The following is a 15,475-nucleotide window of genomic DNA, read 5'->3' on the forward strand; positions in this document are numbered from 1 at the left end:
CTCGAAACGGAGACCGAAATGGGTTATCAACAGGGTCTGAGCGGCCTCGCCGGCGCATCGAACGCGCTGGACGTGATCGGCAACAACATCGCGAACGCGAACACGGTCGGCTTCAAGTCGAGCACCGCGCAGTTCGCCGACATGTACGCGAACTCGATCGCGACATCGGTCAACACGCAGATCGGGATCGGCACGTCGCTCGCATCGGTGCAGCAGCAGTTCAGCCAGGGCGCGATCAATACGACGAGCTCGTCGCTCGACGTCGCGATCAACGGCAACGGCTTCTTCCAGATGTCGAACAACGGCGTGACGACGTACACGCGCGACGGCACGTTCCAGCGCGACAAGAACGGCTACATCGTCAACGCGCAGGGCATGAACCTGATGGGCTATGCCGCTGACAAGAACGGCGTGATCAACACGTCGCAGACGGTGGCGCTGCAGGCGCCGACGACCAACATCGCGCCGACCGCGACGACCAGGATCTCGGCCCAGTTCAACCTGAACTCGCAGGACACGACGCCGACGAAATCGCCGATCGATCCGTCGGACAACACGACGTACAACTACTCGACGTCGATCCAGGTGTACGACTCGCTCGGCGGCTCGCAGGCCGTCAGCATGTATTTCGTGAAGTCGGGCGCCGGCACGTGGGAGGCGTACGCGGGCGTGCAGGGCAGCGGCACCCCGACGGATCTCGGTACGGTCACGTTCGATTCGTCGGGCGCGATCCAGGGCACGACGCTCGCGAACTCGGGCACGCCGGCCACGCCGACCGCATCGCTCGGCCAGTTCCAGTTCACCGTGCCGAACACGGACGGCTCGGCGACGCCGCAGACCATGACGCTCGACCTGACCGGCACCACGCAGTACGGCGGCAAGGACGGCGTGAACAACCTCGCGCAGGACGGCTACGCGAGCGGCACGCTGACGACCTACTCGATCGGCACCGACGGCAAGCTGACCGGCAACTACTCGAACGGCCAGACGGCGGTGCTCGGCCAGATCGCGCTCGCGAACTTCAACAACCCGAACGGGCTGATCAGCCTCGGCGGCAACCAGTATGCGGAAAGCGCCGATTCGGGCGTGCCGCAGATCTCCGCGCCGGGCACCACGAACCACGGTTCGCTGCAGGGCAGCGCGCTCGAGAACTCGAACGTCGACCTGACGTCGGAGCTGGTCAACCTGATCACCGCGCAGCGCAACTACCAGGCGAACGCGCAGACGATCAAGACGCAGCAGACCGTCGACCAGACGCTCATCAACCTGTAACGCGCGGATAACCGGCAGCCATGGACCGACTGATCTACACGGCGATGACGGGCGCGTCGCAGTCGCTCGACCAGCAGGCGATCGTCGCGAACAACCTCGCGAATGCATCGACGACGGGTTTTCGCGCGCAGCTCGCGACCTACCGCGCGGTGCCGATGAATTTCGGCGACGGCAGCAACGTCGACCCGACGACGACGCGGACCTACGTGCTCGCGTCGACGCCCGGCGCGGATTACACGCCGGGTCCGATCACGCGCACCGGCAACCCGCTCGACGTCGCCGTGCAGGGCCCCGGCTGGCTGTCGGTGCAGACGGCCGACGGCAGCGAGGCGTACACGCGCGCGGGCAACCTGCACGTCGATGAAAACGGCCAGCTCGTGAACGCGAGCAACCTGCCGGTGATCGGCAACGGCGGCCCGATCTCGGTGCCGCCGAACGCGGAAGTGACGATCGGCAAGGACGGCACGGTGTCCGCGCTGATGCCGGGCGACCCGCCGACGGCGGTCGCGATCGTCGACCAGATGAAGCTCGTCAATCCCGATCCGGCCACGCTCGCGCGCGGCAACGACGGGCTGTTCCGCACCGCCGACGGCAATCCGGCCGACGCCGACCCGAACGTGGTCGTCACGCCGAATTCGCTCGAAGGCAGCAACGTGAACCCGGTGACCGCGATGGTCGCGATGATCGACAACGCGCGGGCGTTCCAGCTGCAGTCCAAGCTGATCCAGACGGCCGACCAGAACGAGCAGTCGGCGAACCAGCTGCTCAACTTCAGCTGAGCGGCACGGTCCGCGCTACCAGGAGAAGATTCAACATGAACCGTTCGCTTTACATCGCCGCCACCGGCATGAATGCGCAGCAGGCGCAGATGGACGTGATCTCGAACAACCTCGCGAACACCAGCACGAACGGCTTCAAGGCGTCGCGCGCGGTGTTCGAGGATCTGCTGTACCAGACCATCCGCCAGCCGGGCGCGAACTCGACGCAGCAGACCGAACTGCCGTCGGGCCTGCAGCTCGGCACCGGCGTGCAGCAGGTCGCGACCGAGCGCCTGTACACGCAGGGCAGCCTCACGCAGACCGGCAACTCGAAGGACGTCGCGATCAACGGCGCGGGCTTCTTCCAGGTGCTGATGCCGGACGGCACGAACGCGTACACGCGCGACGGCTCGTTCCAGACCAACGCGCAGGGCCAGCTCGTCACGTCGAGCGGCTACCAGATCCTGCCGGCGATTACGGTGCCGCAGAACGCGACGTCGCTGACGATCGGCAAGGACGGCGTCGTGTCGATCACGCAGGCGGGGTCGACCAACGCGGTGCAGATCGGCTCGCTGCAGATCGCCACCTTCATCAACCCGGCCGGCCTCGAGGCGAAGGGCGAGAACCTGTTCGCGGAAACGACGTCGTCGGGCGCGCCGAACGTGTCGCAGCCGGGGCTGAACGGCGCGGGCGCGCTCAACCAGGGCTATGTCGAGGCGTCGAACGTGAACGTCGTGCAGGAGCTCGTCAACATGATCCAGACCCAGCGTGCATACGAGATCAACAGCAAGGCCGTGACGACGTCCGACCAGATGCTGCAGACCGTCACGCAGATGAAGAGCTAACCGGAAAGTCCCGTCGTTGCCATGAAGCAGGTTCGCCTCTCCCCGTCAGCCACCGTCCGCGCCGCGTGCGCGGTCGCGGTGGCCGCGCTCGCCGGCTGCGCGCAGATTCCGCACGATCCGATCATCCAGCAGCCGATGACCGCCCAGCCGCCGATGCCGATGTCGATGCAGGCGCCCGGCTCGATCTACAACCCGGGGTATGCGGGCCGGCCGCTGTTCGAGGATCAGCGCCCGCGCAACATCGGCGACATCCTGACGATCGTGATCGCCGAGAACATCAACGCGACCAAGTCGTCGGGCGCCAACACCAACCGGCAGGGCAATACCGACTTCAACGTGCCGACCGCCGGCTTCCTCGGCGGGCTGTTCTCGAAGGCGAACCTGTCGGCCAGCGGCGACAACAAGTTCGCGGCGACGGGCGGCGCGAGCGCGGCGAACACGTTCAACGGCACGATCACGGTGACCGTCACCAATGTGCTGCCGAACGGCAACCTCGTCGTGAGCGGCGAGAAGCAGATGCTGATCAACCAGGGCAACGAATTCGTGCGCTTCTCGGGCGTCGTGAACCCGAACACGATCTCGGGCGCGAACTCCGTGTACTCGACGCAGGTCGCCGACGCGCGGATCGAATACTCGGCGAAGGGCTACATCAACGAAGCCGAGACGATGGGCTGGCTGCAGCGCTTCTTCCTCAACATCGCACCGTGGTGATGACGATGCCGCCCACCGTATTTCATCGCCTGTCCGCCAGCCTGTCGCGCCGCGCGCCCGGCTTCGCGCGGATCGCCGCCGCATTCGCGCTGGTCGCGTGCGCGTTCGGCGCCGCGCCGGCGCACGCCGAGCGCCTGAAGGACCTCGTGCAGATCCAGGGCGTGCGCGACAACCCGCTGATCGGCTATGGCCTCGTCGTCGGTCTCGACGGCACGGGCGACCAGACGATGCAGACGCCGTTCACCACGCAGACGCTCGCGAACATGCTCGCGAACCTCGGCATCTCGATCAACAACGGTTCGGCGAACGGCGGTGCGTCGTCGCTGAACAACATGCAGCTGAAGAACGTCGCGGCCGTGATGGTGACGGCCACGCTGCCGCCGTTCGCGCGGCCGGGCGAGGCGCTCGACGTGACCGTGTCGTCGCTCGGCAACGCGAAGAGCCTGCGCGGCGGCACGCTGCTGCTCACGCCGCTGAAGGGCGCGGACGGGCAGGTGTATGCGCTCTCGCAGGGCAACATGGCGGTGGGCGGCGCGGGCGCGAGCGCCAACGGCAGCCGCGTGCAGGTGAACCAGCTCGCGGCCGGCCGGATCGTCGGCGGCGCGATCGTCGAGCGTGCGGTGCCGAATGCGATCGCGCAGATGCACGGCGCGCTGCAGCTGCAACTGAACGACATGGATTACGGCACCGCGGAGCGGATCGTGTCCGCGGTCAACGCGAACTTCGGCCCCGGCACCGCGACCGCGCTCGACGGTCGCACGATCCAGCTCGCGGCGCCGGTCGACTCCGCGCAGCAGGTCGCGTTCATGGCGCGCCTGCAGAATATCGACGTGAGCCCGGACCGGGCCGCCGCGAAGGTGATCCTGAACGCGCGCACCGGTTCGATCGTGATGAACCAGATGGTCACGCTGCAAAGCTGCGCGGTCGCGCACGGCAACCTGTCGGTGGTCGTCAACACGCAGCCGGTGGTGTCGCAGCCGGGGCCGTTCTCGAACGGGCAGACCGTGGTCGCGCAGCAGTCGCAGATCCAGTTGAAGCAGGACAACGGCTCGCTGAAGATGGTGACGGCCGGCGCGAACCTCGCCGACGTCGTGAAGGCGCTGAACACGCTCGGCGCGACGCCGGCCGACCTGATGTCGATCCTGCAGGCGATGAAGGCGGCCGGCGCGCTGCGCGCGGACCTGGAGGTCATCTAAATGTCAGCGAACCTTCCCGATGCAAACGACCTCACGCAGCGCTTCGCGCTCGACGTGCAGGGTTTCGACGCGCTGCGCGCGCAGGCGAAGCAGTCGCCGCAGGCCGGCGCGAAGGCGGTCGCCGGCCAGTTCGACGCGATGTTCACGCAGATGATGCTCAAGAGCATGCGCGATGCGACGCCCGACGGCGGGCTGCTCGATTCGCACACGTCGAAGATGTACACGTCGATGCTCGACCAGCAGCTCGCGCAGCAGATGTCGAAGCGCGGGATCGGCGTCGCCGACGCGCTGATGAAGCAACTGCTACGCAACGCGGGGCAGGGGGCGGGCAGCGACTCGGCGGCCGACGTCGGCGCGGCAGGGCTGGGCGCGGCCGGCTCAGGCGCGTCGGGCAACGAAGGCAGCCTCGCCGCGATGAGCGCGATGGCCCGCGCCTACGCGAGCGCGGCGAACAACGGCGCGCTCGCCGGCTCGCGCGGCTACTCGGCCGGCAGCGCGCTGACGCCGCCGCTGAAGGGCGCGAGCGGGGTGCAGGACGCCGACGCCTTCGTCGACCGGCTCGCCGCGCCGGCGCAGGCGGCGAGCGCGACCACCGGCATCCCGGCGCGCTTCATCGTCGGCCAGGCCGCGCTCGAATCGGGCTGGGGCAAGCGCGAGATCCGCGCGAGCGACGGCTCGACCAGCTACAACGTGTTCGGCATCAAGGCGAACAAGGGCTGGACGGGCCGCACGGTGTCGGCGCTGACGACCGAATACGTGAACGGCACGCCGCGCCGTGTGGTCGCGAAGTTCCGCGCGTACGATTCGTACGAGCATGCGATGACCGACTACGCGAACCTGCTGAAGAACAATCCGCGCTACGCGGGCGTGCTGAGCGCGAGCCGCAGCGTCGAGGGCTTTGCGCACGGGATGCAGAAGGCCGGTTATGCGACCGACCCGAATTATGCGAAGAAGCTGATCTCGATCATGCAGCAGATCGGCTGAGCGGGCGTGCCGGAACCGGCCTGCCGCCCACTCGCCGTCCTTTGGACCGCGCCCGGCTCCCCGCCGCGCGCGGTTTCAACGTTTGCGCAAAAAAAAGCGGCAATTCGATCTAAACTTTCGGTGAGCACTGCCGCTAAGTGTGTGAGACCAGTAACCGGGCCCATGTTCTGGCCCGGTTTTATTGCGCACCGGTTGCCCCGGGCGCCCAAGACTAGAAAACCGGCTAGCCATGAATATCGAAACGTCGTCCGCTCCGAGTCAGGATGCGGGCCATTCCGGGCCCGATTACGCCCGCCGCAATCCGCTGGAGATCGGCGTGCAGCTGCGCAACCTCGTGAACCGAGGCGATTTCCTGACCGTCCAGTATCCGGGCGGCCAGCTTGTCACGCGCCTGCTGGAGGTCGACGTCGGGGCGCGCACGTTCACGTTCGACTGGGGCGCGCTGTCCGAGCAGAACGCCGGCATTCTTGCCGCGTCACACTGCACGTTCTCGGCCGCGCCGGACGGCGTGCGTGTCGAATTCGCCACGAGCACGCCGCGCGAGACGCGCTACGAGGGGCTGCCCGCGTTCGTCGCCGATTTCCCCGATGTGCTCGTGTGCATCCAGCGTCGCGAGTATTTTCGTGTCGATGCACCGGTGATCGATCCGTTCCTGTGCCGCGGCAAGCTGCCGGACGGCGAGGGCTTCGTGTTCGAGGTGCACAACCTGTCGCTCGGCGGCATCGGCCTGCGCACGGCCGACGAGCGCGTGGAGGCGCTCGAGGTCGGCACGCTGCTGCCGGACGTCGAGCTCGAGCTGACCGGCCACGGCAAGCTGTCGCTCGACCTGTGCCTCGTGTCGCAGCGTTCGACCCAGATGCCGAACGGCTCGCGGCGCTACCAGCTCGGCTTTCGCTTCATGTCGTTGCCGGGCAGCGCGGAGAACACGCTGCAGCGCCTGATCACGCAGCTCGAAATGAAGCGCCGCTCGCTCGCGCGGGCCTGACGCCCGCGCTGCCGGCCCGCCGCGCGGGCCGCTTTCACACTGGGCGCCGCCAGGGCCCGCCAGTCTCCCCGAACGCGACGCGCGCCCGCGCGTCGCGCGTGCATTTTTTCCTCAATTTTTCCGCTCGGCAGCCGTTATACCGGGAGTTACGCAACCCGGCGGCCGCAGCTCGGCCGGCTCATCAGGATCGCGCATGTCCAACTCTCTCTTGAACCTCGGTGTCAGCGGCCTGAATGCCGCACTCTGGGGCCTCACGACGACCGGCCAGAACATCAGCAACGCCGCGACGCCGGGCTATTCGGTCGAGCGTCCCGTCTACGCCGAGGCGAGCGGCCAGTACACGTCGAGCGGCTACATGCCGCAGGGCGTGAACACCGTCACCGTGCAGCGGCAGTACAGCCAGTACCTGAACGACCAGCTGAACAGCGCGCAGTCGCAAAGCGGCGCGTTGTCGACCTGGTATTCGCTCGTCGCACAGCTGAACAACTACGTCGGCAGCCCGACGGCCGGGATCTCGACCGCGATCACCAACTACTTCACCGGGCTGCAGGGCGTCGCGAACAATGCGTCCGATCCGTCGGTGCGGCAGACCGCGATGAGCAACGCGCAGACGCTGGCCGACCAGATCACGGCGGCCGGCCAGCAGTACGACGCGCTGCGCCAGAGCGTGAATACGCAGCTCACCAGCACGGTGTCGCAAATCAACACGTACACCGCGCAGATCGCGCAGCTGAACCAGCAGATCTCGGCCGCGAACAGCCAGGGGCAGCCGCCGAACCAGCTGATGGACCAGCGCGACCTCGCGCTGTCGAACCTGTCGGGCCTCGCCGGCGTGCAGGTGGTGCGCAACGACAGCGGCTACAGCGTGTTCCTCGCGGGCGGCCAGCCGCTCGTCGTCGCCGACAAGAGCTACCAGCTCGCGACCGTGGCGTCGTCGTCCGATCCGAGCGAGCTGACGGTCGTGTCGCAGGGCATCGCCGGCGCGAATCCGCAGGGCCCGAACCAGACGCTGTCCGATTCGTCGCTGTCGGGCGGCACGCTCGGCGGCCTGCTCGCGTTCCGCAACCAGACGCTCGACCCGGCGCAGGCGCAGCTCGGCGCGATCGCGGCCAGCTTCGCCGCGCAGGTCAACGGGCAGAACGCACTCGGCGTCGACCTGTCGGGCATGCCGGGCGGCAAGCTGTTCACGATCCCGGATCCGGCCGTCTACGCGAACCAGGGCAATACGGGCAATGCGTCGCTGAGCGTGTCGTTCACCAACGCGTCGCAGCCGACCACGAGCGACTACACGCTGTCGTACGACGGCACGAACTACACGCTGACCGATCGCGCGAGCGGCACGGTGGTCGGCCAGTCGACGTCGATGCCGGCGTCGATCGGCGGCCTGGACTTCTCGTTCGGGGCCAACACGCAGATGAATGCCGGCGACCAGTTCACCGTGCTGCCGACGCGTGGCGCGCTGGACGGCTTCGCCCTCGCGACGTCGAGCGGCTCGGCGATCGCGGCCGCGTCGCCGGTGGTGGCATCGGCCGCCACGACGAACTCGGGTACCGCCACCATCACGCAGGGCGGGGTGAGCGCCGGCTACCAGGTGCCGTCGACCACGCTGACCTACGACGCGGCGAGCAAGTCGCTGTCGGGTTTCCCGGCCGGCACCACGGTGACGATCGGGAGCACGCCGCCGCAGACGGTGAAGATTACCGACGGGACGACGCAGGTGCCGTACGACCCGTCCGTGGGGGCGACGCTGACGATGTCGGGCACGGCGCAGGGCGCGATGAACGGCGTGACCGTGTCGCTGGCGGGCACGCCGGCGGACGGCGATGCGTTCAAGATCGGCCCGTACGCGGGCGGCACGAACGACGGCTCCAACGCGCTCGCGCTGTCGCAGCTCGTCAGCGCGAAATCGTTCGGCAACGGCTCGACCACGCTGACCGGCGCGTACGCCGGCTACGTGAACGGCATCGGCAACTCGGCGAGCCAGCTGAAGTCGTCGAGCGCCGCGCAGACGTCGCTCGTCGGCCAAATCACGACCGCGCAGCAGTCGGTGTCGGGCGTGAACCAGAACGAGGAAGCGGCGAACCTGATGCAGTACCAGCAGCTCTACCAGGCTAACGCGAAGGTCATCCAGACGGCCGCGACGCTGTTCCAGACCGTGCTCGGCCTGTTCAACTGATTCCGGGGATCGAAGCGATGCGGATTTCCACTTCCCAGTTTTACCAGCTCAACGTCGCGCAGATGAGCGACCAGCAGGCGCAGCTCGCGCAGCTGTACCAGCAGATTTCGAGCGGCGTGAGCCTGTCCACGGCCGCCGACAACCCGCTCGGCGCCGCGCAGGCGGTGCAGCTGTCGATGAGCTCGGCGACGCTGTCGCAGTACGCCACGAACCAGAACGTCGCGCTGTCGTCGCTCCAGAAGGAAGACCAGACGCTGACGAGCGTGAACAACCTGCTGAACAGCATCCATACGGTCGTCATGCAGGCCGGCGACGGCTCGCTGTCCGACAGCGACCGGGCGGCGCTCGGGACGCAGTTGCAGGGCTATCGCGACCAGCTGATGACGCTCGCGAATACCGCGGACGGCGCGGGCAACTATCTGTTCGCGGGCACGCAGTCGACTTCGGCGCCGTTCTCGAACGCGGCGGGCGGCGGCGCGGTGTACAGCGGCGACAGCGGCACGCGCGAGGTGCAGATCGCCGATACGCGCTCGATTTCGCAGGGCGACAGCGGGGCCAGCGTGTTCATGTCGGTGCCGATGCTCGGCAGCCAGCCGGTGCCGGCCGCCGGCACGGGCGCGACGGGCACGGGCAATACCGGCACCGCCACGATCGGCGCGGTGTCGATCACGAACCCGGCGGCGGCGACCAACGGCCACCAGTTCACGATCACGTTCGGCGGCACGGCGGATGCGCCGACCTACACGGTGACCGACAACACGATCGGGCCGTCGAGCGAGACCCAGCCGCAGCCGTATTCGGAAGGTGGCGCGATCGCGCTCGGCAACGGCCTGACGGTGCCGGTGTCGGGTACGCCGGCCACCGGCGACACGTTCACGGTCACGCCCGCGCCGCAGGCGGGCACCGACGTGTTCGCGACGCTCGACACGATGATCTCCGCGCTGAAGACGCCGGTCGGCAGCAGTACGTCCGCGGCGGCCGCGCTCGCGAACACGATGACGACCGGCACGACCAAGCTGAACAACACGATGACGAACATCCTCACCGTGCAGGCGTCGGTCGGCGGCCGCGAGCAGGAAATCCAGGCGATGCAGGCGGTGAACCAGAACAATTCGCTGCAGATCACCAACAACCTGTCGGATCTGACGAGCACCAACATGGTGTCGACGATCAGCCAGTTCCTGCAGATGCAGAACGCGCTGTCGGGCGCGCAAAAGGCCTACGCGCAACTGCAGAACCTGTCGCTGTTCCAGTACATCAATTCGTGATGCCCGCGATGACCGTCGCGATGTGAGCGTTCGCTTACGTCGCGCGGCGCATCGGCCGGCTGCTATCGGCCGCCATCGGCCGCCGCAAGCCCGCGGCTCCGCAGCGCACGCTTCGGCGGGCCCGACCGTCGCATCGACGGTTCGCGCTTGCCAGCCCCATTTCCGCTCCGTAAACTCGCGCCAGATTCCAGACCGGCGCACCGTCCGCAGCCGGCGACCGACAGGAGCCCTTTTCCCCATGTCCGATTCCTACTTCCCGCGCTGGCGGGTGCAATCGACCGGCGCGGCCTCGCGCGTGGTCGGCCCCGACGAGCGCCTGGCGTGGCCGCAGATGGTCGCGATGGGCGTGCAGCACGTCGTCGCGATGTTCGGCTCGACCGTGCTCGCACCGCTGCTGATGGGCTTCGACCCGAACCTGTGCATTTTCATGTCGGGGATCGGCACGCTGCTGTTCTTCGTGCTGGTCGGCGGCCGCGTGCCGAGCTATCTCGGCTCGAGCTTCGCGTTCATCGGCCTGGTGATCGCGGTGACAGGCTATGGCGGCAGCGGCCCGAACCCGAACATCCCGGTCGCGCTCGGCGGGATCATCGCGTGCGGCGTCGTGTACGTCGCGCTCGGCGCGCTGGTGCAGGCGATCGGCACGCGCTGGATCGAGACGCTGATGCCGCCCGTCGTCACCGGTGCGGTGGTCGCGGTGATCGGGCTGAACCTCGCGCCGATCGCGGTCAAGGGGGTGTCCGGGTCGACCTTCGAATCGGTGATGGCGCTCGTCACGGTGCTGTGCGTCGGCGGCGTCGCGGTGTTCGCGCGCGGGATGATGCAGCGCTTGCTGATCCTGGTCGGGCTCGTGATCGCCTACGTGATCTATGCGATCGCGACCAACGGGATGGGCCTCGGCAAGCCGGTCGACTTCTCGATCGTCGCGCATGCCGCGTGGTTCGGGATGCCGGCGTTCAAGGCGCCGGTGTTCGATCCGCACGCGATGCTGATGCTCGCGCCGGTCGCGGTGATCCTGGTTGCCGAGAACCTCGGCCACATCAAGGCCGTCAGCGCGATGACGGGCACCAACCTCGACCGCTACGTCGGCCGTGCGTTCATCGGCGACGGCCTTGCGACGATCGTGTCGGGCAGCGTCGGCGGCACGGGCGTCACGACGTACTCGGAGAACATCGGCGTGATGGCCGTCACGCGGATCTACTCGACGCTCGTGTTCGCGGTCGCCGCGGTGATCGCGATCGTGCTCGGCTTCTCGCCGAAGTTCGGCGCGGTGATCCAGACGATTCCGGGCCCGGTGCTCGGCGGCGTGTCGATCGTCGTGTTCGGGCTGATCGCGGTGACGGGCGCGCGGATCTGGGTCGTCAACAAGGTCGACTTCTCCGACAACCGCAACCTGATCGTCGCGGCCGTCACGCTCGTGCTCGGCGCGGGCGACTTTTCGCTGAAGATCGGCGGTTTCGGGCTTGGCGGGATCGGCACCGCGACGTTCGGCGCGATCATCCTGTACGCGATCCTGCGCAAGGAGCAGGAACCGGGCCCCGTGGTCTGAACGAAAGCGGGCGGTGCAACGCCGCCCGCTGCTTTACGCCGCGCTTACGCGCCCGTATTCGACTGCCCCTGCAGCCACGCGCAGAACTGCGCGACGAGCGGATCGTCGGCCGGCGCGCGCGGCGCGATCCACCAGTAGCTGCGCGTCGCGATGCGCGGCCCGTCGAGCGGCATCACCAGCCGCCCGCTCGCGAGCTCGTCGTCGATCAGCGGCAGCGGGCCGAGCGCGACGCCCAGCCCGTCGACGGCCGCCTGCAGCGCCAGGTAGAAGTGGTCGAACGACTGCCGCTTGCGCCCCTTCATCGTCACGCCGGCCGCCGCGAACCAGTCGCGCCAGCCTTCCGGCCGTGTATCCGAATGCAGCAGCACGTGCCGCGCGAGATCGTCCGCGCGGGCAATCGGCGCGCGCCTGAGCAGCGCGGGGCTGCAGACCGGGATCACGCTTTCGTCGAGAAAGTGACCGCTCGTGCAGTTCGGCCAGTGGCCGGGGCCGCGGCGGATCGCGACGTCGAAGCCGTCGAGCGTGTCGAGCGGCGCGTTCGACGTGGACAGCTTCAGTTCGACGTTCGGCACGTCGCGCTGGAACCGCGACAGCCGCGGCAGCAGCCATTTCATCGCGAAGGTCGGCAGCGCGTTGATGCGCAGCACGCGCGCCGCGCCCGTATTGCGCAGCTGCTCGGTGGCGAGCGCGATGCTGTCGAACGCGGCGCGCACGGTGTCGAGATAGCGACGGCCTTCGTCGGTGAGCTTCACGCGTTTGCCGTAGCGGTGGAACACCGGCTTGCCGAGCCAGGCCTCGAACCCGGCGATTTGCCGGCTGATGGCACCATGAGTCACATGCAGCTCGTCGCCGGCAGCGCTGAAACTTTCGTGTCGTGCCGCTGCTTCAAAGGCCCGAAGCGCGGAAAAGGGCGGGAGATCGCGTGCCATGCTTGTGATTCTAGATCACAAGGGCGCGCCGATAAAATCGTTTTGCCGGCATCCTGAACGGCGGTAACCTCGGGTCACCGTTTGATGAGGATCCCCATGCAATCCGTTTCTCCCCCACCTGCCGCCTTGCCGCGCCAGGTCGGCGTTGCCGAGCTGTTTACCGGTTTCCTGTCGCTGGGCCTGATGTCGTTCGGCGGCGCGCTGCCGTTCGCGCGGCGCACGATCGTCGAGCAGCGCAAGTGGCTTTCCGCCGACGAATTCACCGATCTGCTCGGCTTGTGCCAGTTCCTGCCGGGCGGCAACGTGATCAACCTGTCGGTCGCGGTCGGGATGCGCTTTCGCGGCGTCGCGGGCGCGTTCGCCAGCATTCTCGGGCTGATCGCGGGGCCGACGCTCGTGGTCGTCGCGCTCGGCGTGCTGTATGCGAAGACGCAGGGCGATCCGCGCGTGCAGCACCTGTTCGGCGGGCTTGCCGCCGCGGCCGCGGGGCTGCTGGTCGCGGTGACCGTGAAGGTCGCGAAGCCGCTGCTGACGGCGCCGCGCACGGCGGCCGGCATCGCGGTGCTCGCGTTCGTCGCGATCGCGGTGCTGCGCATCCCGCTGCTGACCACGATGCTGGTGCTGACGCCCGTCAGCATCTGGCTCGCGTCGCGGCGCCGCGACATGCCGGCGCCGCAGCGCGCCGCCGCACGCGACGGAGGCCGCTCGTGAACGACACGCTGATCGCCATCGCGACGATTTTCAGCCAGCTGTCGCTGCTCGCGTTCGGCGGCGGCAACACGATCCTGCCGGAGATGCAGCGGCAGGTCGTCGACGTGCATCACTGGATGAGCGCGCACGAATTCACCGCGCTGTTCGCGCTCGCGCAGGCGGCGCCGGGGCCGAACATGATGATTGTGTCGCTGGTCGGCTGGCATGTGGCCGGCTGGACCGGGCTGCTCGTCGCGTCGATCGCGAAGTTCGGGCCGTCGTCGCTCGTCACCGTGCTCGCGCTGCATGCGTGGGAGCGCTTTCGCGACCGGCCGTGGCGCCGCTACGTGCAGCAGGGGATGATGCCGGTCACGGCCGGGCTCGTCGCGGCCAGCGCGGTGCTGATCTCGGAAGCGTCGAACCGCACGGCGATCCAGTGGGGTATCACGGCCGCGTGCGCGGTGCTCGCGTGGCGCACGCGCATCCATCCGCTGTGGCTGCTCGCGGCCGGCGCACTGATCGGGCTCACCGGCATCGGCCAGTGAGCGGCGGGCGGCCGGTGCCGGCCGTTGCGGGCGCTTGGGCCTATACGGCCACTACGGCGACTCAGGCAGGTCGCTGTTCACGAGGCCGAGCAGCCGGCCGCGCTCGGCATTGACGTCGTCCGTCGGCGTCGGCCAGTCCACCACGTAACCGGCTTCGAGCGCATCGCGCATGATCGCGTCGTAGTCGGCCTTGCCCAGCCTGTCGCTGCCGCGCAATGCGTGCGCCACCTCGTGCTTGAGCTTCGGCGTGAACGACGGATAGGCCGCCACCAGCGCCGCATACTGGCGCGCATCGATCTCGCCCGATTCGCGGTTGAACGCCCAGACGGCCACCAGCACGATCGCGACGAACGGGATCACGGTGAAGCGCAGGAAAAACTTCGCGGGTGTCATGTCATTCGACGGCTGGTTGAGAGGGCGCGGGGGAGCCTGCTCGCGGTCGGCCGGTATACTCGGCCGGTCTTCCGGCGACGCCGGCCGGATGCCGGCCTCGTGCGCCTGCCTGCGTGCGGCTGATGCGCGCCCGACGCCGAACATTATATTGGCGCGGCGCGCGGGCCTGCGCCGTGGCCGTGCGGGGCGGGGCGGGCAACGCCCGGTGCCGGCCGGGATCGATGACGGAATCGGTGAATGATGCGCCGCCCGCCGCGTGCGGCCGGGCGGTGCGCCACACGGGAGAAACGATGGATCTCGACGGCGCGAGCCGCAACCTCACTGTCGCCGCGCTGCTGACGCTGTCCGGCGGCTCTCTCGATGCATACACGTACGTCGGCCACGGCCACGTGTTCGCGAACACGATGACCGGCAACGTCGCGCTGCTCGGCATCAACCTGTCGGCTGGCGAATGGGCGGCCGCACTCCATCATGTGCCGCCGCTCGGCGGCTTCGTGGTCGCGGTGTTCGTCGCGCACCTGCTCGGCCTGGCCGCGCAGCGCGGCTGGATGCGGCACACGGCGTTCGCGAGCCTGATCGTCGAGATCGCGTTTCTCGGCCTTGCCGCGAGCGGGCTCGTCGGCGCGTCGAGCGCGTGGCTGATTCCGGGTATCTCGTTCGTCGCGACGCTGCAGACGTTGTCGTTCACCCATCTCGAAGCGCTGTCGTACACGTCGGTGATGACGACCGGCAACCTGCGCCGCGCCGCGCAGAAGCTGTTCGTCGGACTGATCCCGCGCTACGACGCGGGCGCGCTGCACGACTCGGCGCTGCTCGCGACGATCAGCTTCTGCTTCCTGGCCGGTGCGGTGGTCGGCGGCCTCGTGACGCGGCTCGTGCCGGAAATCGCGTTGTGGGGCGCCGTGTCGCTGCTCGTCGGCGCGTTCGCGGAAATCGTGCGGCGTGCGCGGCGGCGCGCGGGCGATGGCGGCGGCAACAGTAGCAGCGGGGACGGCAGCAGCGATAAAAGCGGTGGCGGCAAGGCCGACGGCGGGGCGCCGCAAGCCGCTTGACGACGTGTGGTCGGGCCGCCGCGCGCGGCCGGCCGCCGGTGTGCCGCGCGACGGATTCGCGGGCGACGCGTGCCGCCGTTTCGTCCACGCGCGTCGCCCCCAACACGCCACGCCCGATACCACGC

General features: G+C 68.5%; 15 protein-coding genes. 13 read left to right on the forward strand and 2 right to left on the reverse strand.

The genetic code is table 11. The annotated features are described in order from the left end of the window. Positions 1-18: 18 nt before the first annotated feature. The 10 genes from flgE (at position 19) to BX604_RS08580 (ending at position 11,741) form a co-directional block, all read left to right on the forward strand. Positions 19-1,272, forward strand: a complete 1,254-nt coding sequence (gene flgE / locus BX604_RS08530) for a flagellar hook protein FlgE (RefSeq protein ID WP_098550361.1) — start codon at positions 19-21, stop codon at positions 1,270-1,272. 20 nt (positions 1,273-1,292) lie between these two features. Then, positions 1,293-2,051: a flagellar basal-body rod protein FlgF gene (gene flgF, locus BX604_RS08535; protein WP_098550362.1), complete on the forward strand. Its 759-nt coding sequence runs from the start codon at positions 1,293-1,295 to the stop codon at positions 2,049-2,051. Positions 2,052-2,086: 35 nt separating this feature from the next. Beyond that, on the forward strand, positions 2,087-2,875 hold the full coding sequence (gene flgG, locus BX604_RS08540) for a flagellar basal-body rod protein FlgG (RefSeq protein ID WP_096508506.1): 789 nt from the start codon (positions 2,087-2,089) through the stop codon (positions 2,873-2,875). A gap of 21 nt (positions 2,876-2,896) precedes the next feature. Continuing rightward, on the forward strand, positions 2,897-3,586 hold the full coding sequence (flgH, locus tag BX604_RS08545) for a flagellar basal body L-ring protein FlgH (RefSeq protein ID WP_098550363.1): 690 nt from the start codon (positions 2,897-2,899) through the stop codon (positions 3,584-3,586). Between the two features lie 5 nt (positions 3,587-3,591). Beyond that, a complete protein-coding gene (locus tag BX604_RS08550) occupies positions 3,592-4,782 on the forward strand; it encodes a flagellar basal body P-ring protein FlgI (RefSeq protein WP_373562415.1) in 1,191 nt (396 codons plus the stop codon). Next, positions 4,783-5,766, forward strand: coding sequence for a flagellar assembly peptidoglycan hydrolase FlgJ (gene flgJ / locus BX604_RS08555; protein WP_098550365.1), 984 nt, complete (start codon positions 4,783-4,785; stop codon positions 5,764-5,766). A 229-nt stretch (positions 5,767-5,995) separates the two neighbouring features. Further along, positions 5,996-6,751, forward strand: coding sequence for a flagellar brake protein (locus tag BX604_RS08565; protein WP_098550366.1), 756 nt, complete (start codon positions 5,996-5,998; stop codon positions 6,749-6,751). A gap of 193 nt (positions 6,752-6,944) precedes the next feature. Next, entirely contained in the window at positions 6,945-8,927 is a 1,983-nt protein-coding gene (gene flgK / locus BX604_RS08570) for a flagellar hook-associated protein FlgK (protein WP_098550367.1), read from the forward strand. A gap of 17 nt (positions 8,928-8,944) precedes the next feature. Continuing rightward, positions 8,945-10,195: a flagellar hook-associated protein FlgL gene (gene flgL, locus BX604_RS08575; RefSeq protein ID WP_098550368.1), complete on the forward strand. Its 1,251-nt coding sequence runs from the start codon at positions 8,945-8,947 to the stop codon at positions 10,193-10,195. 238 nt (positions 10,196-10,433) lie between these two features. Then, positions 10,434-11,741: a solute carrier family 23 protein gene (locus BX604_RS08580; RefSeq protein ID WP_098550369.1), complete on the forward strand. Its 1,308-nt coding sequence runs from the start codon at positions 10,434-10,436 to the stop codon at positions 11,739-11,741. 44 nt (positions 11,742-11,785) lie between these two features. On the opposite strand, the gene BX604_RS08585 is transcribed toward BX604_RS08580, so the two are convergent. Continuing rightward, positions 11,786-12,670 (reverse strand): transcriptional regulator GcvA, encoded by an 885-nt coding sequence (locus tag BX604_RS08585; RefSeq protein ID WP_098550370.1) that lies wholly within the window; start codon positions 12,668-12,670, stop codon positions 11,786-11,788. A 96-nt stretch (positions 12,671-12,766) separates the two neighbouring features. Between BX604_RS08585 and BX604_RS08590 the strand changes: the two genes are divergently transcribed. Together BX604_RS08590 and BX604_RS08595 are read left to right on the forward strand one after the other, a co-directional pair. After that, positions 12,767-13,381: a chromate transporter gene (locus BX604_RS08590; protein ID WP_098550371.1), complete on the forward strand. Its 615-nt coding sequence runs from the start codon at positions 12,767-12,769 to the stop codon at positions 13,379-13,381. Further along, positions 13,378-13,905, forward strand: a complete 528-nt coding sequence (locus BX604_RS08595) for a chromate transporter (protein ID WP_098550372.1) — start codon at positions 13,378-13,380, stop codon at positions 13,903-13,905. The genes BX604_RS08590 and BX604_RS08595 overlap by 4 nt, the downstream gene beginning before the upstream one ends. 51 nt (positions 13,906-13,956) lie before the next feature. Here the strand turns inward: BX604_RS08595 and BX604_RS08600 are convergent, their stop codons facing one another. Further along, complete coding sequence (locus BX604_RS08600) at positions 13,957-14,298, reverse strand: hypothetical protein (RefSeq protein WP_098550373.1); 342 nt, start codon at positions 14,296-14,298, stop codon at positions 13,957-13,959. Positions 14,299-14,588: 290 nt separating this feature from the next. Here BX604_RS08600 and BX604_RS08605 point away from each other — a divergent pair, with 290 nt between their 5' ends. Then, complete coding sequence (locus BX604_RS08605) at positions 14,589-15,350, forward strand: YoaK family protein (RefSeq protein WP_098552763.1); 762 nt, start codon at positions 14,589-14,591, stop codon at positions 15,348-15,350. Positions 15,351-15,475: the final 125 nt, after the last annotated feature.

The sequence above is a fragment of the Burkholderia sp. JKS000303 genome, from assembly GCF_002563755.1.
Taxonomy (GTDB): Bacteria; Pseudomonadota; Gammaproteobacteria; order Burkholderiales; family Burkholderiaceae; genus Burkholderia; species Burkholderia anthina_B.